Source organism: Enterobacter sp. ECC-249 (assembly GCF_043965265.1).
Classification (GTDB): Bacteria; Pseudomonadota; Gammaproteobacteria; order Enterobacterales; family Enterobacteriaceae; genus Enterobacter; species Enterobacter quasiroggenkampii.
The window spans coordinates 3,030,617-3,056,278 of sequence record NZ_CP143660.1 but is presented as its reverse complement, the minus strand read 5'-3'; the positions used below and the strand labels follow the sequence as shown (position 1 = coordinate 3,056,278).

Genomic DNA, 25,662 nt, shown 5'->3' with positions numbered 1-25,662 from the left:
CCCGTCAGGCATGATTTTTTTGAGAAATAAATGCGGGGTCCGTTTGAATTTTATTAATGGGTATAATCTGCCTGTCGGAGTTTATCTGCAGCAGTAGCCACGGCACCTGTTCGGCAGGTAAGGGGCGGGAGAAAAGGTAACCCTGCAGGTAGTCGCAGCCGAGACGGGTGAGAACCTCCTGTTGTGCTTCGGTCTCAATTCCTTCTGCCACCACGTTCATCTCCATGGTTCGGGCGATACTGATAATGGTTTCAACCAGCTTGTAGCTTTTTTCATTTTCCAGCATCGACGTTACAAAGCTTCTGTCGATCTTGAGCTCTTTTGCCGGCAGCACGCTCAGCATCAGCAGGTTCGAGTAGCCCGTACCAAAATCATCAATCGAGACGACGATCCCCGCCTGATTAAACGCGTTGAGTAACTCAATGCTGCGGTCGAGATTTTTCAGCGCGGTGCTCTCCGTGACCTCAAGGATCAGCCTGGACGGAGAAAGGCTATATTTCTCCAGCATCGACGAGATGATCTGGAAAATGTCCGGCTGTTCGAACTGGACGGGGGATAGGTTGAGCGACAGCGTCCACTGGCTGAACCCTTGTTCAGTCCAGAAATGAAGCTGTCGGCATGCCGCTTCAATGGCCCAGTTACCCACCGGAATAATTAAGCCGGTTTGTTCCAGCGACGGGATAAACAGGCCCGGCAGCACAACGCCTTGCTCAGGATGCCGCCAGCGCAGAAGGGCTTCAAAACCGTGAATGGTTTTCTCTCCCGCATGCCAGGTTGGCTGGTACCACAGTTCAAACTGATCGCGCTCAAGCGCCTGAGAGAGCTCCTGCAGGAAGCCGGGTTTCGCCGGGATCGCTGTTGACATCTCGGCCCGGTAAATCGCCCAGCCGTTGCGGCCATCTTCTTTGACGTGATGTAAGGCTGCATCCGCCTTGAGCTTCAGCTCGTGCAGCGTTTCGCCATCCTGAGGATAGAGGCTGACGCCTGCGCTAATCGTCGTGCTCAACGTATGTCCGCAGATAGACAGGGGGCGTCGTACATCCCCGAGCAACGAGGTGAGCAGGGCGTTGAGCTTGTCGTCGTCACATTCAGGAACCAGCAGGATAAAGGCGTCACCTCCCAGCCTTGCCAGGGTCATTTCACGCGTGAGTCGGGCCGTAATGCGCTGAGCAACGGCGATCAATAACTCATCGCCGACGCTATGGCCCCAGGTATCGTTGACGCGTTTGAAATGATCGACGTTCAGGAAAATGACGGCAAATTGCCTGTTACCCAGCAACGCGCTGCGCAGGCAGTCCTGCATGCGGATATCCATCTGATGGCGATTCGCGAGTCCGGTGAGCGCATCAAAGCGCGCCTGGAGCTCAAGCTGCCGATTGAGCTGCCGCAGATTGTCGGTCAGCCGGCCGGTGCGCCGGTGAGAATCAACAAGGGAAATAATCAACATCACGCCAAGCAGGCAGAGCGTGGTGACCGAAACCCAGATGGATAAACCGAGCTCGCCGATCCCGCCCGGGAGGGTATGCGACATTTCCGGGTAATGCGCGGCACTCATGCCGGTATAGTGCATCGCACAAATGGCGGCGGCCATGACCAGGGCTGCGAGAAGGCGCTCGATAAAAACCCCTTTGTCTCGCAGGCGGAAAGCCAGCCACAGCGCAGTGCCGGAAGCCACCACGGCAATGACGACGGACAACCCCACAATACGGCGATCCCAGATGATGCTGCCATCCAGCATCAGGGCAGCCATACCGGTATAGTGCATGGACACCACGCCTGCGCTCAGGATCGCGGTGGCAACGATCGGTCGAAAGAGAGAGCGTTTTTTTCCCGCGACGGCAATATTAAGGGCCGTGGCCGAAGCAACCACCGCGACGCCCAGGGATGCAAGGGTTAACCAGAGGTCGTAGCTCATCATCATGGGCATTTGCATCGACAGCATGCCGATAAAGTGCATCGACCAGATGCCGATGCCGAGCGAGATGCCTCCGGCCATACGCCAGAACAGGGCAGCCTTTCGGCTGGAAAGGGGGATCTTTCCGGCGCTGTCCAGCGCCACAAAGGAGGCTATAAACGCCACCAGATAAGAGATAGCGATTAACACAGGGTCCCACGATATATTGAGCATTATGCAATCCCACGCCTGAGAGGGTTACCGATTTCGCCTGCCGGGTACATTTTTATCGGGCAACGAACATGCGCATTCAAACCATATTAGTTATTTATCGTGAAAAATGACCGGTCATATTAATACTCTATAACTAATTAAGAATATAAAATATATTCTCTTGTTAATATATTAAGCATTGCTAAACAAGATCGAATAAAAGTAGCAAAGCTCCTTAAATATAACGGCGATTGTATCGGTACGCCGCAGAGGATGGTATCGCTTAACGTGGTGGCAGACCAGTATCACAGCATGCTGCGAAGAACATTTTCACTAATACGCTCTTTTTATCTGACTTAAGTTAAATCCCAGGTTGCTAACGGCGAAAAAACAAACCCGTGAAGTTTGCGAGGAAAAACGGCAAAGCCAATGCTATAAGTCTAGATGCCGACCAAAATATAAAACGTGGGTATCATCATGCTAAGAAATATTAGTGTCAGGACCTTTATTATCGGGTTCCTTTTATCGCTATTTTTGGTAAACGCAGGTGTCGTTGTTCTAATTTCCAGCAAGTCCTCTCTCTTTATTTCCATAAACGTTATCAATTTCGTTGCGCTATTTTTGCTTTGGGTCTACATGACCCGCTATCTTGTGACGCCGATCAATACGGTAAAGAGAAGTATTGAAGAGGTGACAGCAGGCAACCTTGGGGTCTCTATCCCGGAGTTTGGCAATAACTGCGCGGGTCGACTTATTCCCGGGATCAATAGCCTGTCCGGCAACATTGCGACGCTGGTGCGTGAGATCCGGGCGTCGTCGCAAACCGCCATGACCTTATCGGATCAGCTCTCAACCCGTAGCGCTCAGCTCTCGGTGAAAACCGAGCAGCAGTCTGCGTCTTTGGTGCAAACCGCAGCCAGCATGGAGCAAATGGCTGCGAGCACCAAAAACAATGCCGATAACACCCGCCTGGCGAGCGAGCAGGCTAATGTGGCGACGCTGCAGGCGCGCAAAGGCGGTGAGCTCATGGGGCAGGTCGCCAGCAATATGCAGTCCATTACCGAATGCGCCCAGCAGATGACGGAGATTATTTCGCTGATTGACGGCATTGCGTTCCAGACGAATATTCTCGCGCTCAACGCGGCCGTAGAGGCGGCGAGGGCGGGCGATCATGGAAAGGGTTTTTCTGTGGTCGCGGAAGAGGTAAGAAACCTGGCACACCGCAGCGCAGAGGCCGCCAAGAATATCAAAACGCTGATTGAAGTCACCAGCAGTAACGTCACGCAGGGCGTTGGCGTTGTGTCACAGGCTGAGAAAAACATGCATGAAATCGTGACGGGTTCGGGGAATGTCAGCCGCTTGATGGACGAAATTTCCGCGTCAACGTCAGAGCAGGAGAAAGGCATTTCTCAGATTACCCTCGCGCTATCGGAGCTGGAGCGAGTCACTCAAAGTAACGTGGCGATGGCAGAAGAGCTCAACGGTTCCTCTGATGTATTGCGCAATCAGGTGATTGAGCTGCAGGCCCGAACGCGTAATTTCAGACTGGACCAGGGCTCTTCTTCCTCATTACCTGGCGGCTCGCCATCCTTCCTTCAGCGGCCAGAGCACTCTCTTTGACAGTACCTCAAAGCCTGGCATGCCAGGCTTTTTTTACGCCTCTGGCCACTATGTACAATTCCTGAGCGATTTCAGCGCGATGGCATACATAGTTGTTGCTTAACCCCTGATGAAAGCTAGACTGACACCGAAGAGCTAAAAAGGCGGAGGCGCTGTGGAAAGCATTAAAGGATCTGAACTTAACGTTCCTGACGCAGTTTTTGCGTGGGTGCTGGATGGTCGCGGCGGTGCGCGACCGCTGGAAGATAATGATGTGATCGATAGTGCGCATCCCTGCTGGCTACATCTGAACTATACCCACCCGGACAGCGCTGACTGGCTGGCATCGACCCCGCTTTTGCCCAATAACGTGCGCGATGCGCTGGCGGGTGAAAGCCTGAGGCCCCGCGTGAGCCGAATGGGTGACGGAACGCTGATCACCCTGCGCTGTATTAACGGCAGCACGGATGAACGCCCGGATCAGCTGGTTGCGATGCGTGTCTACATGGACGATGGGCTCATTGTGTCGACCCGGCAGCGAAAAGTCCTGGCGCTGGATGACATCGTCAACGATCTGAAAGAGGGCACCGGGCCGGTGGACTGCGGCAGCTGGCTGGTGGACGTCTGTGACGCGCTTACCGATCACGCGAGCGAGTTTATCGAAGAGCTGCACGACAAAATCATCGACCTGGAAGATAACCTGCTCGATCAGCAGATCCCGCCGCGCGGTTTTCTGGCCCTGTTGCGTAAGCAGTTGATTGTGATGCGCCGCTACATGACGCCGCAGCGCGACGTGTATGCGCGGCTGGCCAGCGAAAGGCTCGCCTGGATGAACGACGACCATCGACGCAGAATGCAGGATATTGCCGACAGGCTGGGCCGCGGGCTGGACGAGATTGACTCCTGTATTGCCAGAACGGCGGTAATGGCGGACGAAATCGCGCAGGTGATGCAGGAGTCGCTGGCGAGAAGAACCTATACGATGTCCCTGATGGCGATGGTGTTTTTACCCAGCACGTTTCTTACCGGGCTGTTTGGCGTCAACCTGGGCGGAATTCCGGGGGGCGCTTATCGCTACGGCTTTACGGCCTTTTGCGTGATGTTAGTTGTTTTGATTGGGGGTGTTGCATGGTGGTTGCATCGTAGTAAATGGCTGTAAATTTACGCTTTTTTCATCTTTTTCCGGGATCAAAACGCTCTTTTAATTGAGCGAAGTCAATAAACATCTACCCCGTAAGGTGCAATATTACTTCCGCAGGTGAATGCAACGTCAAGCGATGGGCGTTGCGCTCCATATTGTCTTACTTCCTTTTTTTGAATTACTGCATAGCACAATTGATTCGTACGACGCCGACTTCATAGTCGGCTTTTTTTTGCCTCCTGATTCTCAGCGTCTACCCTAAAAGGTACGACAGCAAATTCTGGAGGGAATGATGAGCATCCTTAACGCTCTGCTACTGCCACAATCGCGTCAATCCGATCCTATCCCGACCGATCCGGTGCCAATGCCCGATCCCATCCCGCGTCCGCAGCCGATGCCCGACCCGCCGCCTGATGAAGAACCGATTAAATTGTCGCATCGAACCGCGAGATCTGCGAGGATACGCGCCATCTGACTGCTAAGATGACCACGAGAGACTACAGTGACCGCTTTTTCTACCCTGAATGTTCTGCCCGCCGCCCAACTCGATAACCTCAACGATTTGGGATACCTCACGATGACGCCTGTTCAGGCGGCCGCGTTGCCCGCCATCCTCGAGGGCCGTGACGTGCGCGTACAGGCGAAAACGGGCAGCGGGAAAACGGCGGCATTCGGCCTTGGCCTGTTGCAGCACATTGATGCGGCGCTATTTAAGACCCAGTCTCTGGTGCTGTGTCCGACCCGCGAACTGGCAGACCAGGTCGCGGGTGAACTGCGTCGCCTGGCGCGTTTTCTGCCCAATACCAAGATTTTAACCCTCTGCGGCGGACAGCCGTTCGGTGCGCAGCGTGATTCACTCCAGCATGCGCCGCATATTATTGTCGCCACGCCCGGTCGCCTGCTCGATCATCTGCAGAAGGGCACCGTCTCGCTGGATGCGCTACAAACGCTGGTCATGGATGAGGCCGATCGCATGCTGGACATGGGTTTCAGCGATGCCATTGACGAGGTGATTCGTTTCGCCCCGGCCGATCGCCAGACGCTGCTGTTCTCCGCGACCTGGCCGGAGGCCATCGCCGCCATCAGCGGACGCGTGCAGAAAAATCCACTCACCATTGAAATCGACAGCGTAGATGCGCTGCCCGCTATCGAACAGCAGTTCTTTGAAACCTCGCAGCAGGGGAAAATCCCGCTCCTGCAGAAACTGCTGAGCCAGCATCAGCCAGCGTCGTGCGTGGTGTTCTGTAATACCAAAAAAGACTGTCAGTCGGTCTGTGATGCCCTGAATGCCGCCGGCCAGAGCGCATTGTCGCTGCATGGCGATCTGGAACAGCGCGATCGCGATCAGACGCTGGTCCGTTTCGCGAACGGCAGCGCCCGCGTTCTTGTTGCAACTGACGTCGCTGCGCGCGGTCTGGATATTAAATCCCTTGAGCTGGTGGTGAACTTTGAGCTGGCGTGGGATCCTGAAGTGCACGTGCACCGTATTGGCCGCACCGCGCGCGCCGGGAACAGCGGTCTGGCCATCAGCTTCTGCGCACCGGAAGAGGCGCAGCGCGCCAATATTCTCTCTGAGATGCTGCAGGTTAAGCTGAACTGGATGAATGCCCCTGCTGGCGTCAGCCTGGTGCCGCTGGAAGCCGAAATGGCGACGCTGTGTATCGATGGTGGTAAAAAAGCCAAGATGCGTCCAGGCGACGTATTAGGCGCGCTGACCGGGGATGTGGGGCTGGACGGGGCAGATATCGGTAAGATTGCGGTCCATCCGGCGCATGTCTACGTAGCGGTTCGCCAGGCGGTGGCCCATAAGGCATGGAAGCAGCTGCAAAACGGAAAAATTAAGGGTAAAACCTGTCGCGTACGTCTGCTGAAATAAAGAATCAAGCGTCTCAGAAGGGCTTTCTGAGACGCTAATCGCTTACTTCACTTCAAGCACGTTGAGACGCAACTCTTCAAACTGATTGTCATCTTCTTCCGGCTGCCAGCCGGCTGGCTGCATCGGAATATCTTCCCGGTCAAACGCCAGGTCACCGCCATTCACCACGTCTGAGTCATGGTTGATGCCTTTGAAGTCGAACAGTTCCACATCGGCGAGATGGGAAGGGACAACGTTCTGCATCGCGCTGAACATGGTTTCGATACGACCCGGATAACGCTTATCCCAGTCGCGCAGCATGTCGCCAATCACCTGACGCTGCAGGTTCGGCTGAGAACCGCAAAGGTTACATGGAATGATCGGGAATCCTTTAGCCTGAGAAAAACGCTCAATGTCTTTTTCACGGCAGTAGGCCAGAGGGCGGATCACAATATGTTTACCGTCATCGCTCATCAGCTTAGGCGGCATGCCTTTCATCTTGCCGCCGTAGAACATGTTGAGGAACAGCGTTTGCAGAATATCGTCGCGGTGATGGCCCAGCGCAATTTTGGTCGCGCCCAGCTCTGTCGCGGTACGATACAGAATGCCGCGGCGCAGACGAGAGCACAGAGAGCAGGTGGTTTTCCCTTCCGGGATCTTCTCTTTCACAATACCGTAGGTATTTTCTTCGACGATTTTGTACTCAACGCCCAGATTTTCGAGGTATTCCGGCAGAATGTGCTCCGGGAAACCCGGCTGTTTCTGGTCAAGGTTGACCGCCACCAGGGAAAATTTCACCGGTGCGCTTTGCTGAAGATTACGCAGGATCTCCAGCATGGTATAGCTGTCTTTACCCCCTGACAGGCAGACCATGATGCGGTCGCCTTCTTCAATCATGTTGAAGTCTGCAATGGCTTCGCCCACGTTACGGCGCAGTCGCTTTTGCAGTTTGTTCAGGTTGTATTGCTCTTTCTTTGTATTTGATTGATTTTCTTGCATTTATTACTACCTTCGGAGCCAATAGGGGCATAATAGGGGCAAAAATTTTTCAGCGTGCGAGCTTATCGTTAAGCATCAGCACCTGTTCGCCATTCATTTCTTCAATCCACGCACCGTAGACTTCATAAACCATTTGCGCGTTTTCATGCCCCATCTGGCTGGCTATGAAAGACGGGTTAGCGCCGGCAGATAAAAGCCAGCAGGCAAAAGTATGCCGCGTATGGTACGGATTCCGGCGGCGAATACCAGCACGTTTTACAGCTGCGTTGAATCTCGCACCGATGCTCGATAAAGAGTAGTAGGCTTTCTGTTCTCCTTTGCGCATCCTGGGCATGAAAACAAACCGCAGGTTCTGATATTCCATCGCACCATACTCTCGGTGATGAAACACAATCTCGGTTTTGGGCTGTAACGAAGTCAGCGTACGCTGTGCCTTCAAGGCCTCTAGTGCTGGCTCTAATAGCGTGATAACTCGATCACCTGCATCGGTTTTTGGTGGGACGAACATTCCTAGCGCATTAAGGTTGCGCTGTATATGAACCGTACCTTTTTCCCAGTCGATATCTTCCCAGGCAAGAGCTGCAAGCTCCCCATGACGGACACCAGTATAAACTGCGAACGTCCACATATTGAGGCTTTGGCCACGCTCGGATTCCGAAAGCAAACTAAACTCCTGCTTCGTTAAAGGATCCGGTTTTACTTTCCCTTTGTGTAGTTTCTTGATCCCTTCAAAGGGTTTGCCACTGATAAAGCCAGATTTGTGTGCAAACCGAAGAAGGGAGCACAGAAGCGATATATAGTTGTTCACGGTACGCACAGTGCGTCCCTGTTTGTTACTTCTGGGATTTGCCAGGTAAAGTGTCTCACCGTTCAACAGCTCCTTTCTGTATTTCAGAATGTCGCTGTGGCGTATAGTTGAAACAGGCGTATCTCCGTTAATGATGTGCATTAACGTACCGAGTTGTGAACGAGTCTTACGCATGGTATTCGCGCTAATTTCGGTTTCTTTAATGCTCGTCCACAGTTCACACAGCTCTGAAAAGGTTTGAACTGAAACAGTGGTTACGGTTTTTTTTGCTCTGGACGATGAAGGAAAGCGCTGGTGGTAATCAAACTCTCCAAGGTTGATCTCACTAACGATCACAGCCCGAAGATTCCCGGCTTTTTTGATGTTCGCCGGGGTGTTAATCCAACCTTTGAGAATTTCGCGGCAACGCTTTCCCCGGTACATAAACCAGATACAAATCTTATTGTTTCTGATTTCGACACCTGTAGGCAAAGCTGCCATCTTACGCATCCCTTATTAACTGATTAATTCTCGGATAGTTGTACCAGGTTGTGCCACGCAACGTTTTTTCTCCAGAAGGAGATACTCGTTTAAAATGGACACCTTCCACCCAACAGCCCTGGCGATACTTCTCAATCTGTCGTTCGGTCAGGCCTGTTTTTTCTGTGAGCCTTGCGCCAACAACCCATTCTTCGTTAAAAATTACCTGCGACATGGTTCACCTCAGGTAACCGGCATGAGTATAGATATGCCGGTCCGTAGTTGTTGATATTTCAGTTTCAGTTTGCCTGGCCGGGCAGGGAGCGTAGTCGGCGCATGCCAGTCATTGCTGTGGCCACGTAGCTTGCCTTGCAGTTCACTACCTCGACCCAGACCTTCACGCCTTCCACTCTCACCGTATAGGTCTCTTTCATCTTGCTGCGCCCGTAGTCACCATATCTCTGCTGGTGGGCTGCGAGTGCGATTTCACATGCCTGGCGAGCCAAAGGGGATTGCTTACTGCCTCGATTAATCAGTCGCATTTCTTCTCCTTGAGGGAGGGTTTCCCCTCCCGATCTCGTTAGTCCACGTATTCCGGTTTCATATCCGCCAGGGTGATGCTGAACTGACCATGCAGTTCGTCGCCCAGATGGCGTTTCACAGATGCCAACACGCGTTCAGCTTCGCCAAAGCGTTCTGCCGCACCGGGTTCATCTGGAGACGGTAGGGAATTGATTGCCGCTTCCACCTTGTTACGAGCATCAACCAGGTAATAACGCTTCACAGCTTTGTTCTTCAGTTCAGTGAACAGGGCAGAACCCAGCGTTGCTTTCACGGTTTCAATATCTGCGCGCAGAGCTTTAGCGCTATCCACATCCTGAGCCGCCTCGATGCGGTCACGGAAATCATCAGCAAGTGCATCAATATTTTGAGCTGATTCCTGAGCCGTTTGAGTCGTAGTGACGCTGTCACCTGAAATATCAGCGAGGCTAACGTGCTGCGCCGGTGCGGGATTTACCTCTCGTTCTTCATGACGATCATCGAGCTCATCAGGTGTATACACGCCCAGAATCACATCCGGGCAGAACAGCCTCGCCCAGCGTTTGACGGCCAGGTACGCCAGTTGCTGGCGAGGGTCGTCAGCCCAGAGGGTAGAATTTCGGGTACGGGCCTGAGCCAGCAGCAAATCGAGTTCCCTTGGCTGATCTTCACCTTTCAGGGTTGCGCGGATAATAATGCCGATCCCGGCTTCGTCAGCCAGGGTCCAGCCCGGGACGCGGTACTCGCCTTTGTCGCCTTTACGGATGTGGAATTTTCCAACGACCTTTTCCCATGGCCCGTACCATTCATATTCAAAGCGGCTGGCCAGCACGCCGCTTCGTGAAATGACGGCATTAACCAGCTGAGCTTCATACCCGAGCACACCGTTAATCAGGTGCGTCTTCTGCGCCACGGCAAAGGGATTCATCTGCCACTGTGCCGCTTGCATCGCTACAGCCATGCAATCGGCCTGATTGCCCTGCAGGTGCTTAGGAACAGTAGCGGTGCCTTGGGCCATAATCTGTGCGAACGTGCTGATGGCGTTCAGATACTGGGAATCGAACAAAGCCACGTTGGAGTTAATAACGGTATTCTGGTCAGCAACGGTAACGTTTGTGTTATGCATAAATCCCCCTTAAGCCTGAGCGCGCAGCGCTTCGAGGCGGCGCAGGTCGAAGTCGTTCAGTTCATCGGTGTAATCGGTAGTGATCGGCACTGGCCATTCGCCAGTGTCGAATCCGGTTGCGATGGCGCGCATCGTTTTGCGGTACTCGAGCATGCCCAGTTCCAGAAGTTCGGTGGACGCCTCAATGATGGCGATCCAGTGGTAGTTCTCGTCTTTGTTGACGAAAATCCAGAAGAACTGGTCCAGCGCCGCTGTCTCGCAATACATAGCCGCGCTGAGGTGATAGTCACGGTCAATGATTTCCCGGTGCAGCCTGGCGCGCAGACTTTCCTGCTTAACGTTCCACATGCTGATAGTTTTCAAGTCAGCACCGATGCGCACGCCATCCAATTCGATTTCGAGATCCGGGCGTACACGCACTTCTAATCCGGTTTCGTCGTCGAAACCGAAATAGCTCACTTCAACGGCGCGGCTTGGATGTGTCAGCAGCATGCCGGCGGTCGGGTGCCCTAGGAGTGCAGACTGAATTGCCCGCGCTGTGGCCAACTGCTGGCGGGTAACCAATATCTTTTCGCCAGGATTGTTGCGCCAGGCATCCAGCAGTTCGTCGGCGAAGATGGCATCGGGCTTAACTGATTTAACTGCCTGGATCATGTCTGCTTTGGTACCGGACACTTTCAGCGGTGTCGGTTTCTGCGCTTCTTGCGCCACCAGGTCTGGATTGATGATCGCTAATTGCTCGAGTAGCGCATCACGGCTGCCGTTGGTTTTAACCGGTACGGGCAGGGTGACGTTGTACTCTTTAATGCATGCCTTCATTGCCGTTGCTGTCTGCTTCTGGCCTTCTTCAATTCGCTGGTACTCAGCAGGGAGAGCCATATAGCTTTGACCCGTTTCTTCCAGGCTGGTGCCAAGTGGCACTGGAGCGGGAAGGGATGCGTTATGTTCTTCAAGCAACGCTTTAATCTCGTCAGCGCTTAGCAGCGCCGGCAGGCTGGCGTTGAACGCATCGATGAACTCGCGCAGAGTTGCGGTGGTGGTGAAGGCACCCTCCGGGATCTCAGGTTCTACGCTGAACTCTGCTTCGAGGTTTTCCGGCTGCAGTGCAAGGGCATGCACCAGATTTCCCATATCCAGCACTTTGGATGCTGTGCGTGGGATAGTTTTAGCCACATGGCGCGCGTTGAAGTACATCAGGCTGACGCGGGCATCTTTTACCTGGGTTGAGCTAATACCGTTTGCTGCGTGATAAACATCATTCGGCAGACCTTCGTAGCGGCCTGGCTCGAAATAGGCCGGGTGTTCGATTACTGGCTCTGACTGTTGCTCTTCCTGCGCTACGGAATCTGTCTGCGTATTAGCTGCATCAGTGCTTTCGCCCGGTGGTATCGAACCAACATCTTCGTCTTTCTCTGGCTTAGCCGTTTCCATCTGCACATTGCTGGTGGTCTCCGCTGTGTTTTCCGTTTTTTCGACTTCATTTGAGGTGGTGTTGATAACCGGATCGGTATTTCCACCCATAAGACCATCGATGGAGAACATGCCGCTGCCGAGATTTGCAACCTTCGGTTGTTCAACCTGGGCTACGGTCTCAGCTGCCGCTGCAGACAACGGCAGTAACTCCACAGCAGAGTTAAACTCAGCCGTCATGATTTTATTAACAAACTCAAGATGAGCTGCTGGCGTGTGGTGGATGTTTTCCGGCGCGATGCGGATCAGATTGAAGATTGCCGCACGGTTCACCGCCAATATGCCTGGTTGATTGCGTAAGATTGCGCTCCATGACTTCCATGGTTCTTCTTTCTTAGCCACGATTTCTTTGGCACGTCGTAACACGCTCGAAGGAATTTCGAAGTGGTGGAAGTCCATAGGCAGTATTGCGCATGCGATCTCAAGATCGAGAGTGTCCAGAGTGTGATGCGCGCCTTCGCCGCGATCCGTTACGCAGCCACCGTCGGCATTAGTACCAGAATCGGTGCGCTGAACATTACTGATGCGATTACCGGCTACCCACTCGCGAACGAGAATGCCGCGATCGATATAATCAGTCGCCGCCCAGATTCTGGTGAAACGGAGAACCAAAGCGAGTTCGTGACGCTTCTCCTGGCTGAACACCTTGCGAATGGCGTTGGTATAGCGCCAAAGGTCTTTGGTATCGTAACCTTTCACCTCTTCGCAGTTTTCTGCCGCCAGCAGCAGGTTCTGGACATAGCCGTTGTCAGTGTCCATTTCAAGCGCGCTGATACCTTCGTATTCTTCGCGGGTTAAATGGTGGCGCAGTTCGTCGGCAGTGAACTGGGCGAGTAGCTGCTTGCGGAACGGCATACGAACGACTGGATAACGTGTGGTTTCGTCATCATTCTCGTCAATCTGGATACCGTTATCAGGTTCCAGAACCTGATCGGTTGTAACATCGGCGTCGCTGGTGCTAGCTGATTTGATAAGAGCAAGCTTTCCGCTTCTCCATTCTTCAGCTAACTGTTTGTGATCGCTGGCATCTACTTTCACCCAGTCAGCCATGAATGCAGCGATAATTTCAGCTTCGTGCGCTTCATCTGGCGCGAATACCTGCTTTATCGCCTGTACGAGTTTCCACTCAGCGTTAAGGCTGAGTTCGGCAACTTCAGGGATATAGTTCTTTGCCAGCAGCAGGTTCTGGAGATAGGTGTTGCCTTCATCCAGTGACATTTCGCTGGCAGCCAGCTGCTGCTCTTTAGTGATATGTGACTGGTATTTGTCGCTGGTCAGATGGACGGCAAAACGGACCGCTGGAGTGCGGTTTTCAAGCGGGACACTCTCGACGGTAGTTTCGACAGTAACGGACGTCTCCGGTGTGGCAGTGTTGTCCACGGCACTAGTCGACTCAGCGCCAGCCTTTGGCAGCCAGGTGCGTCCATCGTCCTGCAGTTCGTAGCGTTTGCACCAAGTGTAATCCACTGTGCTTTCTTCAGGCAGATCGTTGTAAACAGGGAAATCGGTGCGAACCGGTTTGGCGTAATCCTTACCGCGGCCGGTTTCAATACCGGCATCTTCCAGCTCAACATCGAGCTGCAGGTTTGCACGGGCTTCTGATTTCGCAGTGAACCAAATCACTGCGTCTTCTTTGCCTGATTTCTGCGTAGCCTTAACTACATAGAAAAATTCCATGTGAGATCCTCTTTTTTGGATGTAAGATCCCCGGGCCAGAGATAGCGCCCATTGGGTGAACTTTGGTTTTTTAAGTAGTTTTCCGGTGTAACTTTGGTCGGGAGCACCGGACGTACGGGCCGCCTTGCGCGGCTTTTACGTTATGCCTCGTGGGCCATCTGGTCGTACGAAGCACAACGTTCAGAGCAGTATTCTTTTTCTTTGCGCGCCAGCTGTGCGCCGTTGCGATAGAGAAGGGTACTTTTGACTACTTCCTCCGGTTCAACCGGCTTGCCGCAGTACCCGCATTTCGTTGAGTTACACATCTGGATTCCCCTTTTGCGCCAGCAGGTAGCACAGGCGGCGAAGAATCACTTCGAAGAAATTGAGTTTTACGGCCTGCTGCCGTCCTGGTTTGCGTGCGAAATCAATCATTCTCACCCTCATTTGCCTTATCGCCGGCCAGCGGAACGTTTACACCTGATGCGCGTTAATCTCTCCACCTCATCCGAATATTCGTATGCCATCGGCGGCTACTTCGTGGGCGTCCTGCCTTGGTGGAACGTAGTGCGTCTTGGTTAGTTAGATTAAATCACTGGTTTATACGTGTGTCAACTAATGGTTAATGCTAATTGTAAATCTGAGGTTTATATTGCTGGTTTTTGTGACGTGTCTGCCGAATCGCAGGCAAAAAAAATCCCGACGGAAAGGTCGGGATGGGGTGTTCTGGGCGTTAGTTTGGCGGAAGAGTTGAAGGGTGAAAGTATAAAAAACCGGCGCAGTGGCCGGATGCATTTATTCGAATGGGAGATCTATTTGTCTCTGTGGATTCAGCTGTTTTTTTACATGCTCAATTTCGAATGTGGTTTTTATAGTATCACCAATCATGTATTGGGTTACCTTTAGGTCAACAAGCAACATATCGCCTTTAGAGAAGTTTAGGGTATTGTTATCAATATCACTGATAAACTTCTGGTCTTTAATCTCAGCCAAAAAGCTACTAGCTCCATCCGAAAATCTCCATCGGCTGCCTTCATTAAAAGAAATGTTCTTAATCTGAAGGGCTTTCTCTACCGTGGACTCCGAAATTATTGATTCAGCAGGAAGCTCAACTTTGAAATAATGCGCCTCTTGTTTGTCGATCGTCATGAACGTCAGTCCATCATCGACAGTGGAAGCAAAACTGTCGATACCTTCCTGCTCTAGCGGCTTGCATATAACTTCTTGCAATGAAGAACGAAGTTTAATGTTTCTATACAGTTCGATTACTTTGCTATCGAAAACTTCACTTTCGTCATCAACAAAGACTTCAATGTTGCTATCAGGCAGATTGTGTAACTTTTTAATTTCTCTTGGTCCGATCCATTTAACCAACTGGATCAGACCCTTACAAATTTTTTCTCTGGGACCAGGGCAAAAACCAATTAAAGCAATAAGATTAGCGGCGGCTGTTACTGAATCGCCCGAAAAGAAATCAACTGCCTGTTTGAACCAAGATGTCGATGAGGCAATCAGATCTATTCCAAATGAGCCAGCTTTGAATGATGCATTAACCTTTACTGAAACAACGGTCTTGTTACCATAAACTGTTTTTCCGGCTTCCTCTAATGCATCTGACAGTGATAGGAGTGCAGGGGCAAGGTCACGCACGTTCATTTCGTGCGTCTCCAATGCTGGTCCGTCGTATACTATCCTGAACTTCATATCATTAGTTTCCGAATTGCTGCCTGCATCCATTATGGCACTCACCTGATCGCATATACAGTAAATTTACTTTTTACCCCGACACAATGCTTGATGCCGGATGGAAATCCCTACCGCTTCTCGATTGTAAAAGTCAATTCTACCTTCGCCGGTTATCAATCCTCCTGCGACCGAATCCGCCCCTTTATGTACTTCTCATACAGGTCATCCAGTTCTTTCAGGCGAATCGCGAATATGCGGAGCATGTTCTGCTGCTCTTCTTCCGGTAACTGGCGGTAGAGCTCCAGCAAGCGCTGTTCGTCCGGCTTTAGTCCGTCTTTTTCACCAACGTCCTCACCGAGTAGCCAGGCGACAGAAATGCCTACAGCGTCGGCTATGGCCAGTGCCGATTTCTTACTAATCACGCCTTTTTTGAACCAGCCGTTTACGGCCTGAGGAGTGACTCCAGCTATTCGTGCCATGTCTGCTTTTGTAACGCCGCGATCAGTGATCTCAGTAAGGCGCTCTACCAGAACGAGGTTGGGTTCTTCTTTTCTCATAGGTTCATTGTAAATATTTGGTTTATACACACAATAAATCCATAGTTTGCATGATTTATAAATCTGTGGTTTACTTCCGCTATTAATAAGCAGGAGAAGCACATGTCCGCACTTGATAAAGCAATTAAAGCCGCTGGCTCAGCCAGAAAGCTCAGCATCGCGCTTGGTGTGACGAGTATGTCTGTAAGTCATTGGAAGAATCGTGACCAAGGGATCGTCCCGCCAAGTTATATCTTCCCGATTTTCAAAATGACAGGCGTAACTCCCCACGAGTTGCGCCCCGACCTCTATCCAAACCCAACTGATGGTTTACCTCAACAGGAGCCTTAACAATGCAAACTGTTTCATTTCAACAGAGTAGCAGAGCTTCCTCTAATTCACTGATATTCCAGTGTCATCAAAGCGAATCGGCAGTGAAGGATATAAATCATCGCGATATTTGCTCAGCGGTCCGAGCCTGGGCAGCGGCAGAAGGGCGCGTAGCTGTTGCGCTTCAAATCCAAGAAGCGGCGGAAGAACTCCAACTTGATAGCGTGTATGTGTCTGGTCAGGCAGATGTCTGGAACGTGAAGCTGTTCCGATGGCTGGACAACAAAGAAGACTCCGCATCTTACCGAAAGAATGTCGAACAGCTGGTGCCAGCGATCATGTCTGTATTACCGCTTCGATACCGCGACCGTGTCGTAAAGAACGACTCCTTTGCCTACCGGATGGCCAGGCTGGAGAAAGAGGTGAGTGAGGCGAAGCAAGCTCTGATGCTCGATGCACCGAAGAAGGAAAAGCTGAAGGAGTTAGGCGAGGGGATTTTTGAGATGTTCCGTGTCGATCCGGACCTTACTGCGCCGCTGCTGGCGATGGTCACAACCATGCTGGGGGCAATGTGAAGACTTCTGAAAAGGCGAAAGCCGGTCTGCGCTAACAGAACCGACTTTCAGGTGCAAAAACGGAGTGTAATTGCGGAGCTAAGTATGTCAAACACAGCTGAAATTATCAATTTCCCCCACAGAACCGAACAACCGGGAGGTCGTATGGCCGACCTGTCGAACGGGTATACCAAGGTCGCTAACGAGATCCAACAGCTCAAGCCTCGTCTGAGAATGTCAGGCCGGGAGTGGCAGTGTTTTGAGGCGGTGATCTGGCTTACCTACGGCTGGAACAAGAAACAGGACCGCGTTACGAACACAGTGATCGCTGAGCTTACAGGGCTAAGTGATTCCCACGTTTCGGATGCGCTCAAATCGCTCGCAGAACGCAAAATTATCTTCAGTCAGAAACAGGGCGTGATGAAAACGGTCGGTATAAATACTGACCTTTCCGCCTGGATTTTAGACAAACCGAAAACGGGAAAAGTCTTCCCGAAATCGGGAAAAGTGTTACCGAAAACGGGAAAAACCTTCCCGGAAACGGTAGACACCCAAGACTATAACAAGAACAATATTAAAATATCCTCGTCTCGGAATTCTGACGAATCCCGAAACCAGAAAACTCAAAAGTTTCTCTCACGCCATCCAGAAGCTGCCGCCGGGATATACACCCCGGCAGGTAAATCATGGGGATCCGCTGACGACCTCAAGGCCGCACGCTGGATTTACGACAGGCTTCTCACCGTCAACGCATCGCTATCCGAACCAAACTGGGCTGAATGGGCAAACACCATCAGGCTGATGCGTGTCCAGGACAAGCGTACTCACTACGAAATCTGTGACCTGTTCCAGTGGGCCAACCGGGACGAGTTCTGGAAAGACAACATCTTGAGCCCCTCGAGTCTGCGAAAACAGTGGGATCAGCTCACCACCAAGCGGCTGCGTGCAACCGGAACGGCAAAGCCATCCCGGGGCGGCATTGACCTGCATAACACCGACTGGATTGACGGGGTGCTGGAATGAAAAACCTCGCAGAGAGCATTCGCGATTTTGACCGGGAACAGGCTCGCCGGGTAGCGCACAACATGCCTGAGCAGTACACCGAACGCGAACAAACGCAGCAGGTGGCTCAGATTATCAACGGGCTGTTCGTACAGCTGGCGGCCGCGTTCCCGGCAAGCCTGGTTAATCGAAGCCAGGAAGAAGTAAACGAGATCCGCCGGCAGTGGGTGCTGGCCTTCAAAGAAAACGGGATCACAACCATGGAGCAGGTCGAAGCCGGCATGCGTGTGGTGCGTCGCCAGGAGCGTCCATTCTTGCCATCGCCTGGCCAATTCATCAAGTGGTGCAGGGAAGGGCGCAGCGTGCTGGGGATCACCGCCGCTGACGTCATGGCTGAGTACTGGAAGTGGCGTAAGCTGGTATTCCGGTACCCGAGCAGTGAGCAGTATCCGTGGCCTAAGCCGGTTTATTACCACATCTGTCTGGAACTGCGGCGCCGGGGAACTGATGGCCAGTTGAGCCACAAAGAACTAGAGCGTGAAGCCAGCGACATTCTTGATAGGTGGGAAAAGCGGGTGCTGGCCGGGCAGCCGATTCCGCCTGTACGTAGAGCGCTGGCGGCGCCAGTATCGCCAAAGGGGCCGACACCTGCTGAGCTTTTGAAAGCTAAATATGAGCGGATGAAGGCGGAAGGGAGGGCATAGAAATGAAATGGTCTGCTATGAGCTAATAGCGGAAGTACACAGTTAGCCTCGCAGTCAAGGCATAGCTGGTACTGCTTATTTAAATCACGTTGGGCTGTATTAAGCAAGAATGACAGGGATATTTATAGATCCAGTGACGTGCTACCCCTTGATTAACCCTGCCGTGGCAGTGTAAGCATCCCTGCAAAACGAACCATTCACCTTATGAGATCCCGGCAAATACTGCATCAGTCGGTATTTTTCCGGTGTCAGATAACAGGTAAATCGCTCGTATTCCCTAAAAGAGATCTTATATTGATAAACTTGTTATTCTTCAGTTGAGAACACAGTTAGTATTGGCGTAGATTATTCTTAAGTCGCGTTTTGGCGTGACCTGCGCCCTTCAACTTATCACACTACGCTTTTAGCAACGTCTGCCACTGGCATGGAAAGGCAGAAATCAAGGTCACTAGTTCCGCTGCAAGCGAAGAGTGAGCATTGCTAACTGCATTTTGTGTGAATCAAAGGGGAGCAGTTCACCGATATCAATTGGCAATATAAGGACTTTTGAAACCTAATGATATTTTTTGAACTTGAACCTTCTGATATTTCCAATCTCAATGATGCTGATCTAAGAGAGTTGGTCGCTAGGTTGTGTGAAGCGGAATTGATTCGTCAAGAACTACAGCCATCTCGTGTTCTATGGGGGGGAGCTCAGGAAGCTGCTGACGGCGGTCTCGATGTTCGAGTTGTCGATGCTATTCCTTTACTAAAGCCGGGCTTTATAAGTCGTGAAAATACTGGCTTTCAAGTGAAGAAAAACAGTATGAGTAAGGCGGCTTGCAAAAATGAAATGCTTGATAAAGGGAAGCTAAAAACTGTTATAGCTGATCTCTTAGAAAAAAAAGGGGCTTATATAATTGTTAGTGGCAAAGATGATTGTTCTGACAAAATGCTATCAGAACGCCTTCTAGGAATGAAATCTGCGCTCGAAGGTTTACCAGATAGCGAAGAGCTTCTCCTTGACTTTTATGGTAGGGATCGGCTAAGCGCATGGTTGAGACAATTTCCCGAGGTTGCCTTGTGGGTCCGCTCTAGACTAGGCAAGCCATTATCCGGATGGCGACCGTTTGGGAGATGGGCTTCCACCCCAGTCGATAAAGATGATGAGTTTTTGCTTGACGAACACCCATGTGTCATTGATATGAACTCAAACCACAAAGAGCCTTCAACGATTTCGGATGGAATCAGGCTTGTGCGTGAAAGATTAAAAAGATCTGGCTCGGCTGTAAGAATAACTGGTCTATCAGGAGTTGGAAAAACACGCTTTGCTCAGGCTCTCTTTGAAAGTGATGTATGCGATAACTCGCTACCGAAAACGAATGTAATATATGCGGATCTTGGTGATGAATTAACTCCAACAGCATCAGAGCTTGTCTCATACTTGATAGCTAATGATTTTTCAAGCTATTTGGTATTGGATAACTGCCCACCAGATGTTCATAGAAAACTTCAAAAACAGGTTTCGTCAAATCAAGCAAAGTTGAGTCTTCTCACTATCGAATATGATATTTCGGATGACCGCCCAGAAGAAACAGAAGTAATACATATTGAACCATCAAGTGAACAGACCGTATCTAAACTTATCCAAAAGAGGTTTCAGTCTCTAGGGCGTGTTAATTCCGATAAAGTTGCAGAGTTTTCCGGAGGGAATGCACGTGTTGCGATTGCATTGGCGAGTCGAGTGGGTCCAGATGAAACCTTGACAAATTTTTCTGATGAGGACTTGTTCCAGAGGCTCTTCAATCAAAGAAAAGGTACAACCGAAAGCTTGCTTGAAAGCGCAGAGATCCTATCCTTGGTTTATTCGTTCAATATTTCCCCGAAAGAGTACAATGATGAATTGAGCGCTCTTTCTAGAATTGGCGGATTTGAACGTGACAGGTTGAATCGCAATCATGCAGAGCTATTGCGAAGGCAGCTATCGCAAAAGCGGGGAAACTGGCGAGCAGTGCTTCCGCATGCAATAGCTAACCGTCTCGCACGACGAGCACTTCAGAATATCGATCCTGATAAAATTAATGCTGAGTTATTAAAGGCTGATAATTTTCGTTTATTCAAGTCATGTGCCCATCGACTAGGATATCTGCATGACTTTGAACCTGCTAGATATCTCGCCCATACATGGATGAACATTGATGGGCCATTTCATAACATTGCACGGTGCGATGCTGAGATGCTTACGGCACTAACTCACATCGCACCAGTGTTTCCAGAAGTAGTGTTAACCGCTATAGAGAATGCTTCGGAAGCTCGAGATTTCTGCTCACGAGATAATCAGAATTTTTCTACGCTCGTTAGATTGCTTAGAAAAATAGCATATGATGATCAGTACTTCGACCGTTCTGCCGGGTTAATTCTTCGCTTTGCGGAAACTGAACAATCTGGGGAGAACAATAATAGTATCGCTCGTCAATTGGCGAGCCTTTTTTCATTATACCTTTCTGGAACCCAGGCTACACCAGCGCGAAGACATTGCTTTGTCAATAGGATGTTAAATTCCGGCAGCTTGAGACAGCTTGAAATTGCGCAGGATATTCTTCGGTCTGCATTTCAGGTTTCTCACTGGAGCTCATTTGGAGGATTTGATTTTGGCGCTCGTAGCAGGGACTTTGGGTGGGAACCGACAACGAATGAAGATATATTAAACTGGTACGTAGGCTATATTGAGCTGTTAGTACCGTTTTTAGATTCTGGTAATGCTCCACTATGCAATTGGGCAAAGGCGATACTAGCTAACCACTTTGTTGCATTATGGAGCTATGCAGGCTGCTTTGAAATTCTCGAAAACATAGTGCTGAAATATGGTGCTGGCGGTAAATGGCCAGATATATGGATGGCCGTTAAGCGGACAATCCATTACAACGGGAAGAAACACGTTCCCGAAATATTAAAAAGGATTGAAGCACTCGAACATTTAACCGCACCGGCTGATCCGTATTTCGAAATCGAGGCATATGCCCTGACTAACACCTGGGATCACGTAGAAGTATTAAGTGGGGATTACACAGAAAATTCTGAAAAAATTCATCAGAAGATCGAAGAACTAGGTGAGCTTGCGTCATCTGAACCTGACTACCTTGAAAGATTGGCACCAAGGTTATGGGAAAAACGTATTGATGCGCTTTGGTCATTCGGCAAAGGATTGGCCAAAGGATCATCAAACCAAGGTTTAACCTTTGAGATGCTTGTCCGTCTAATGCAAAAGCAAGAGTTAGAAGTCGTACAACCTATTCTCTTTTGCGGTTTTATTGTTGGCGTTCATGCCGGTGACCCTGGCTTGTCTCGGAAGCTCCAAGAGTCTGTATTAGATGTGCCGGAGCTTAAACAGTATTTTGTTGATATTTTGTCTGCAACGCCGATAGCCCCATGGGGAACAAAAAAGCTTATTGAGCTGGCGAAGACAGGTGAACTGGAAGCACGGAGGTTTCAACAGATAAGTTACGGTCGAGTTCATGAATCCATTTCTGATGATAATTTATCAGAATTACTTGCCGCACTTAATGATTTGGCCGATGGGATATTTTCAACTATTGAAATTTTGAGCATGCGATTCTTTACTGAAAAGGGTGGCAACAGTCCTAGCGATAACCTACGATCTGTTGGAAGGCAGGCCATTTTGAAACTGTTATCAATGCACAGGGATGAGATTAGTAGGCGACATCTCCATGGAATGGACCGTGTTGTTGCAGAGTGTTTATCAGAGCCAGCAGCGGAGAATGAAGTTCGCGATATTATTAACTTGCTTTGCAATGGCGTAGAGACGTATCGCTTATATAGCTTTGAATTAGAGACTATCATATCCTATCTAGTGAAAACTTATCCAGAATTTGTATTGGATAGAGTGTTAATAAATAGTGAGAATAGTGAACAACTTATTTATTTGCTTTTCCAAGATAGGATTAATCGTAGTAGCTCGCCATTAAACTTAGCGCCGATAGAGCGCTTGCTGAAATGGTGTAATGGATATCAAGATAGGATTTATAAAGTTGCAGGTGCCGTTTCGGCATACACATCCTTAGACAAGGAATCACAGCCACTAGACAATCCAAAGAAAGTAATTCTCAGTCATCATATTACATCACTTTTGGATGCCGCAGATAACAAAGCCGCGATAGTTGAAACTATTTACTCAAGGACTTTTCCTAGTGGGTGGTCAGGATCACTTGCCGATATTCTTGAAGTTCGTTTGGAGGCATTCGAAGTCCTATTAAATCATGTCTCTCCTGAGGTGCGAGAGATGGCTAAGACCAAGCTTTCTCTTCTAAATAGGTCTATTAGAGAGAGTAGAGCGAGTGAGGCCGAAGAGTACAACCGGCGGGAGCAAAGATTTGAGTGACCATTTTCTTTTGATCGGGATTCGTATACTAAAGCGCTGCTGTCAGGCAATTTTTCAGCTTTGGTCCAAAATTGCCGCATAGCGCGGCGTCCACCGTCCGCTTCTGGCACAAAGCTGACATCCCAGCCTGTGTATGACCGTAAAAACTACCTTCACGTGATAAGCCGCTTCGGGTAATGACGAGACGCTTGTGTGACATGCTGGAAAACCAACTTAGATGTTTACTGAAAGCCTGATTGTCCTCAAGCGAAACGACCCTTAGAAATTTCTATGGCGTAATAATCACATAAGTTTTTTCTACGTGTGTTATAAGCGAGTTTGAAATCGCCACCACTGGCGGTTAAGAGGCATCTCATGAAACTACGTATCACAAGAGCAATCGGCCTCAGCAAGTTCTCGCCACGTTGGGTTAAGGTTATCTGTTTACGGTTGACTAAAAACGATATTGAGCGCTCCCTCAACGCTCTTCTGGCCACAATCGATGAATCTGAACTTACCCCTGAGCAAGTCAAAGCATTAAGGGAATGCATTGACAGAATTAACCAGGCGAGGGGGAAGGGGTTTCAAGTGTAAGCAATTTTTGTTAAGAATGTTTCGATGTTGGGTGGGTAATGATGGCTTTTATACAAAAACAGTGATATTTGAGATGTGGCTAAACGTTAGAAATTAGCTCAGTCTGCTGGATGCGCAAGTCGCATCAAATGGATCGAGACCGGCGGAGTTGATTATGGCAATATATGTGCGCATCAAGGTTGTTGGGAGAGTATGCATAATGCGATTAACTACCTCTGGACTAATTTCCAGATTATTAAGAAAGATGATGAAATCCATTTCTGTGATTCAGGCCCTTTATTGAGAACTAACAGTATTTGGGTGGCCGAAATAATTAATAATGTATTCGTTATGGAACCAAACGGAAGAAACTTATAAATATGATGCATGTGAAGTGCTAGAAAGTTTACTTCGTATAAGTATACCAAAAGAGCAGGTAGGCCCATCAAATCGACAATATTATCTTGATTGCTGGGTATGTTCCACGGGAAAAAAATTTTCTGTAGCACTATGAAAGTCGTTTGGTTGTCTATTCGAAAAGAATGACTATGTAACGCTTTGTCATGTTGGGATAGTTCTGCTCTATTCTTACTGCGGAACGCATAGGTTTAATAATCATGTAAATTTCGCTTAAGGGCGAATGGATGGTCGATTTAATGAAAACACTTTAAAAACAAAAGGTTATTTTGCTTGGTGTAATGTAATTTTGTACTTGATCTATATTAGAATTTGTATATGCTAATGTAACATTGCTCAGTTGACATTTAAAATAACATCCACTAGGCGTTTATATGATCAAAACAATATCCTTGCGCAATTTTAAATCATTTAAGAATTTGGATGATTTAATTGTAAATAATCTTACGGTTATTGCTGGTAAAAATAGCTGTGGGAAGTCTTCTATTTTTCAAAGCCTTTTGTTACTCAAGCAGACGCTATCAAGTAAATCAAAGGAACAGCTCGAACTTGATGGGGAATACCTTACTTTTACAAACTTAAAAGAGTTATCTTTTTCTATTCCAAGCATTGACAGAGCCAGTATAGAGTACGGGTTTAAACTAGCATATAAAGGCGATGAAGCCAATATCAAATTCAGCTTTAAAAATAAAAAAAGATTTAATCATTATTCTCCAATGGTTAATTCATTTTCTATTGCTGCCCAAGGAGAAGATAGAAAAATTGATTTTTTAAAATTAAGAATTAACAAAGGTGATATGCCATCCTTTCTCAAAGATATTATCGTTGATAATAATGTTAAGTTTAAAACAAGTTCTGAGTTTGAATATTTTTATCCTAGTTTCATTCAAATTAAACGACAGGATTTGACATATAATAATGAACGATTTACAGAATTCGGGCTACCAGTATCTGCTTTTTACCCTCAAGAAAGTTTTATGATGTCAAGACTCATTGCTGATATCATTAACATTAAATATTTAGGACCCTTGCGTGCTATTCCGAAACGTGCATATGTTCATTTTAGTGAAGTGGCAAAGGAGTTGTTACCGTCTGGTGAAAATGCAGCTCATATCTTGTGGGCTCGACAGAATGATTCAGTTAAGTTTGATGGAAAAGAGTTAAAACTTAAAGATGCATTAAATGAATGTATTCATGTTATGGGATTAAGTCAGCGTATTAGCCCCGCAAGAGTAGGTGAGTTAATTTATCAAATTAATTTAAGTAATGCTGATTGTTCATCTGAAGTAACTATTTCAGATGTCGGTTTCGGATATTCTCAAGTAATTCCTATAATTCTAATGTGTTTGCTCAGTTCTCCCGGTGATTTAATATTGCTTGAACAACCAGAAATACACTTGCATCCATCAAGTGCAGCAAATCTAGCTGATCTTTTTTTACGATTCATTAAAGACGGACGCAGAATAATGGTTGAAACACATAGTGCTGAATTAATAAACCGATTAAGGCTGCGAGTTATTGAAGAACCAAGTATTAAAGATGATATTAATATCGTCTTTGTTGAGAATACTGGAGATGGTAAAAAGTCTGGGGCTACTATAATGCAATTTAAAATAGACGAAAATGGAATGTTCCCAGAATATCCTGATGGCTTTTTAGATGAGTCGACTAAGTTAGCCGATGCAATTTTACAAGCAAGAGTAAAAAAGAATCAAGAGTTGAAGGCGCCTTGGGAAAAATAAC

Annotated in this window: 20 protein-coding genes and 1 pseudogene; 10 read left to right on the top strand and 11 right to left on the bottom strand. The window is 49.1% G+C overall.

Going from position 1 to position 25,662, the window contains the following annotated elements; translation table 11 throughout:
* Positions 1-4 precede the first annotated feature (4 nt).
* Positions 5-2,128, bottom strand: coding sequence for a putative bifunctional diguanylate cyclase/phosphodiesterase (locus V1587_RS14620; protein WP_371898293.1), 2,124 nt, complete (start codon positions 2,126-2,128; stop codon positions 5-7).
* 456 nt (positions 2,129-2,584) lie between these two features.
* On the opposite strand from V1587_RS14620, the gene V1587_RS14615 reads away from it, so the two are divergent.
* The 4 genes from V1587_RS14615 to dbpA all read left to right on the top strand — a co-directional run bounded on the left by V1587_RS14615 (position 2,585) and on the right by dbpA (position 6,723).
* Entirely contained in the window at positions 2,585-3,727 is a 1,143-nt protein-coding gene (locus V1587_RS14615) for a methyl-accepting chemotaxis protein (RefSeq protein ID WP_371898292.1), read from the top strand.
* Between the two features lie 154 nt (positions 3,728-3,881).
* Complete coding sequence (zntB, locus tag V1587_RS14610; RefSeq protein WP_371898291.1) at positions 3,882-4,865, top strand: zinc transporter ZntB; 984 nt, start codon at positions 3,882-3,884, stop codon at positions 4,863-4,865.
* Positions 4,866-5,157: 292 nt separating this feature from the next.
* Positions 5,158-5,322, top strand: coding sequence for a hypothetical protein (locus V1587_RS14605; RefSeq protein WP_371898337.1), 165 nt, complete (start codon positions 5,158-5,160; stop codon positions 5,320-5,322).
* A 27-nt stretch (positions 5,323-5,349) separates the two neighbouring features.
* Positions 5,350-6,723 carry an ATP-dependent RNA helicase DbpA gene (dbpA, locus tag V1587_RS14600; RefSeq protein ID WP_371898290.1) on the top strand — a complete coding sequence of 458 codons (1,374 nt, stop codon included), beginning with the start codon at positions 5,350-5,352 and terminating at the stop codon, positions 6,721-6,723.
* Between the two features lie 42 nt (positions 6,724-6,765).
* Here dbpA and ttcA read toward each other — a convergent pair whose 3' ends face one another.
* The 10 genes and pseudogenes from ttcA to V1587_RS14550 all read right to left on the bottom strand — a co-directional run bounded on the left by ttcA (position 6,766) and on the right by V1587_RS14550 (position 16,033).
* Positions 6,766-7,701, bottom strand: coding sequence for a tRNA 2-thiocytidine(32) synthetase TtcA (gene ttcA, locus V1587_RS14595; protein ID WP_395314401.1), 936 nt, complete (start codon positions 7,699-7,701; stop codon positions 6,766-6,768).
* 49 nt (positions 7,702-7,750) lie between these two features.
* Positions 7,751-8,989 carry an Arm DNA-binding domain-containing protein gene (locus V1587_RS14590; RefSeq protein WP_395314400.1) on the bottom strand — a complete coding sequence of 413 codons (1,239 nt, stop codon included), beginning with the start codon at positions 8,987-8,989 and terminating at the stop codon, positions 7,751-7,753.
* A 1-nt stretch (position 8,990) separates the two neighbouring features.
* Positions 8,991-9,203 (bottom strand): excisionase family protein, encoded by a 213-nt coding sequence (gene xisR, locus V1587_RS14585; RefSeq protein WP_014884030.1) that lies wholly within the window; start codon positions 9,201-9,203, stop codon positions 8,991-8,993.
* Between the two features lie 64 nt (positions 9,204-9,267).
* Positions 9,268-9,510, bottom strand: coding sequence for a DUF4060 family protein (locus tag V1587_RS14580; protein ID WP_020882485.1), 243 nt, complete (start codon positions 9,508-9,510; stop codon positions 9,268-9,270).
* 38 nt (positions 9,511-9,548) lie between these two features.
* Positions 9,549-10,634, bottom strand: coding sequence for a RecT family recombinase (locus V1587_RS14575; RefSeq protein ID WP_248211092.1), 1,086 nt, complete (start codon positions 10,632-10,634; stop codon positions 9,549-9,551).
* A gap of 9 nt (positions 10,635-10,643) precedes the next feature.
* A complete protein-coding gene (locus V1587_RS14570) occupies positions 10,644-13,781 on the bottom strand; it encodes a RecE family exodeoxyribonuclease (RefSeq protein WP_395314399.1) in 3,138 nt (1,045 codons plus the stop codon).
* Positions 13,782-13,921: 140 nt separating this feature from the next.
* Positions 13,922-14,086, bottom strand: a complete 165-nt coding sequence (locus V1587_RS14565) for a YdaE family protein (protein WP_061098049.1) — start codon at positions 14,084-14,086, stop codon at positions 13,922-13,924.
* Positions 14,079-14,234, bottom strand: a pseudogene (locus V1587_RS14560) (hypothetical protein); the annotation flags it as partial. The pseudogene V1587_RS14560 and the gene V1587_RS14565, both read right to left, overlap by 8 nt.
* A gap of 321 nt (positions 14,235-14,555) precedes the next feature.
* Positions 14,556-15,497, bottom strand: a complete 942-nt coding sequence (locus V1587_RS14555; protein ID WP_248211102.1) for a hypothetical protein — start codon at positions 15,495-15,497, stop codon at positions 14,556-14,558.
* 122 nt (positions 15,498-15,619) lie between these two features.
* Positions 15,620-16,033, bottom strand: a complete 414-nt coding sequence (locus tag V1587_RS14550) for a helix-turn-helix domain-containing protein (protein WP_248211103.1) — start codon at positions 16,031-16,033, stop codon at positions 15,620-15,622.
* 72 nt (positions 16,034-16,105) lie between these two features.
* On the opposite strand from V1587_RS14550, the gene V1587_RS14545 reads away from it, so the two are divergent.
* The 6 genes from V1587_RS14545 to V1587_RS14520 all read left to right on the top strand — a co-directional run bounded on the left by V1587_RS14545 (position 16,106) and on the right by V1587_RS14520 (position 25,661).
* Positions 16,106-16,333: a YdaS family helix-turn-helix protein gene (locus tag V1587_RS14545; RefSeq protein ID WP_248211104.1), complete on the top strand. Its 228-nt coding sequence runs from the start codon at positions 16,106-16,108 to the stop codon at positions 16,331-16,333.
* A gap of 2 nt (positions 16,334-16,335) precedes the next feature.
* Positions 16,336-16,887, top strand: coding sequence for a toxin YdaT family protein (locus V1587_RS14540; RefSeq protein WP_248211106.1), 552 nt, complete (start codon positions 16,336-16,338; stop codon positions 16,885-16,887).
* An 84-nt stretch (positions 16,888-16,971) separates the two neighbouring features.
* A complete protein-coding gene (locus tag V1587_RS14535; RefSeq protein ID WP_395314398.1) occupies positions 16,972-17,889 on the top strand; it encodes a replication protein in 918 nt (305 codons plus the stop codon).
* Positions 17,886-18,572 (top strand): replication protein P, encoded by a 687-nt coding sequence (locus V1587_RS14530; RefSeq protein ID WP_248211115.1) that lies wholly within the window; start codon positions 17,886-17,888, stop codon positions 18,570-18,572. Before V1587_RS14535 ends, V1587_RS14530 begins: the two co-directional genes overlap by 4 nt.
* A 556-nt stretch (positions 18,573-19,128) precedes the next feature.
* The gene (locus tag V1587_RS14525; RefSeq protein WP_248211121.1) at positions 19,129-22,950 is read left to right on the top strand and encodes a hypothetical protein; all 3,822 of its coding nucleotides are present in this window, start codon (positions 19,129-19,131) and stop codon (positions 22,948-22,950) included.
* A gap of 1,343 nt (positions 22,951-24,293) precedes the next feature.
* On the top strand, positions 24,294-25,661 hold the full coding sequence (locus V1587_RS14520) for a DUF3696 domain-containing protein (RefSeq protein WP_108453080.1): 1,368 nt from the start codon (positions 24,294-24,296) through the stop codon (positions 25,659-25,661).
* Position 25,662 lies beyond the last annotated feature (1 nt).